This is a genomic window from Priestia sp. KCTC 13724, assembly GCF_056820425.1.
Genome location: NZ_JBXDLD010000097.1, coordinates 1 through 1,777, shown reverse-complemented (window position 1 = coordinate 1,777; position 1,777 = coordinate 1). Strand labels below are relative to the sequence as shown.

The window sequence follows — 1,777 nt, the reverse complement described above, 5'->3', positions numbered from 1 at the left end:
AAATAATAAAATTGAAGATTTTGAGTCTTTTTAATAGTTAATTTAAATTAATGCAACACTAGTGATATTCTATAATAAAAACTAGTTTGTTCAAAGGGCTATCAATTTTTCAGACTAATAGAACATTCAAGCTTGTAAGTAATTATTTAAATAAAAGCATCCAAAACTCGAGAAGATGATTTTAATAATAGGCACTTAAATAGATAATCATTCATAAATTTTTCACCGTTCATTTTCAGTTCACATTTCCTTGCTAAACTGTGTAACAAATGATGAACAAAAGGAGAAGTTTATGAAAAAAATCACGCAACGATTGGATTTAGTATTAGTTTTAACCTTGGTAGCTGCACTAGTATTAAATACATATAACATTTGGCAGGACGGGGCTGCGAACCAATATTATTTAGCTGCAGTGAAAAGCATGACTCAGAGCTTTCACAATTTCTTTTACGCTTCATTTGACCCGTCTGGCTTCGTGACGGTGGATAAACCACCTGTTGTGCTATGGATTCAAACTATTTTTGCACTTTTGTTTGGCGTGCACACATGGAGCGTGATCCTACCCCAAGCCCTTGCTGGAGCAGGATCAGTTTACTTACTTTATAAAATGGTTCAACCGACGTTCGAAGATGGAGCAGCTCGAATTGCTGCAATTGTCATGGCGTTAACTCCTATTGCAGCAGCAGTAAGCCGAACGAATAATATTGACAGTCTGTTAGTATTTACACTTCTTTTAGGTACTTGGTGTTTAATGAAATCGCTGAAATCAGGAAAGCTCCTTTGGCTTATATTCGCTTTTGGACTAATTGGACTGCATGGCTGGTTCCAGTAGCCGGGTTTTTTAGCGTTGCGGGATTTTTTCATCACTACTATTTAATTATGCTTGCTCCTCCAATTGCCGCTTTGTGCGGGATTGGCTGGAGTGCAATGTATCGCTTATACAAAGAGCGTAACGATTGGAAAAGTTATTTACTACCCGCAGCAGTGGGGGTTACTGTTATCTTTCAAACGTATATTCTAGGCTCTTACACAGAGCAAATTGGAAGCGTATGGATGTATACATTAGGTATTGTAGGTGTAATACTGACAGTTGCTTTTGTTATACTGAAGAGTCACGACATAGCTAGAAAAAGACTGTCAATTATCAGTTTATGTATCCTTTTGATAGCGCCAATGTATTGGTCTGTGACTCCTATCCTTTACGGTGGAAATAGTGTACTCCCCGAATCAGGGCCGCAGCTTAGCAACTCAATGAACAGAGGTGGAATGTTTAGCTCAAACGTGAATAGCGAGCTTCTTTCATACCTTCGCGAAAATAATACGGGAGAAGAGTACTTATTTGCGACGTTCACAACCGTTACGGCCGCACATTATATTATTGATGCTAATGAAAGCGTCATGGCATTAGGAGGGTTCAACGGTACGGACCCTATTCTAACAACGAGTGAGCTAGAGGGTCTTGTAAAGAAAGGGAAGGTTAAATATTTTTTACTGAGCGGGGATAACTCAGGAAATAGCGAACTTGTTAAATGGATTAAAATTCATGGTGTCGAAATTTCACAAGAACACTATTTAAGTGAAGAAGACCAAGGGAAGAATAATCTTGGTATGGATCGAGGTTTTGGTAGTAGAAACCAAGATGCGCTTTATAAAATAGAAATATAGAATGAAGTAAAGGTACGAGGTGTCAAACCTCGCACCTTTTCAGGGGGCTGTCCAAAAAGTCAGTAAAAGCTGATTTTTTGACAGCCCTCTTTCTGGATTTTTTTTTGAAAAA

Annotated in this window: 1 pseudogene; it reads left to right on the top strand. The window is 38.0% G+C overall.

The features are described 5' to 3' along the window. The first annotated feature begins 292 nt into the window (after nucleotides 1-292). Nucleotides 293-1,665 (top strand): annotated as a pseudogene (locus AC1UFB_RS13940) (ArnT family glycosyltransferase). The last annotated feature ends 112 nt before the right edge of the window (nucleotides 1,666-1,777 follow it).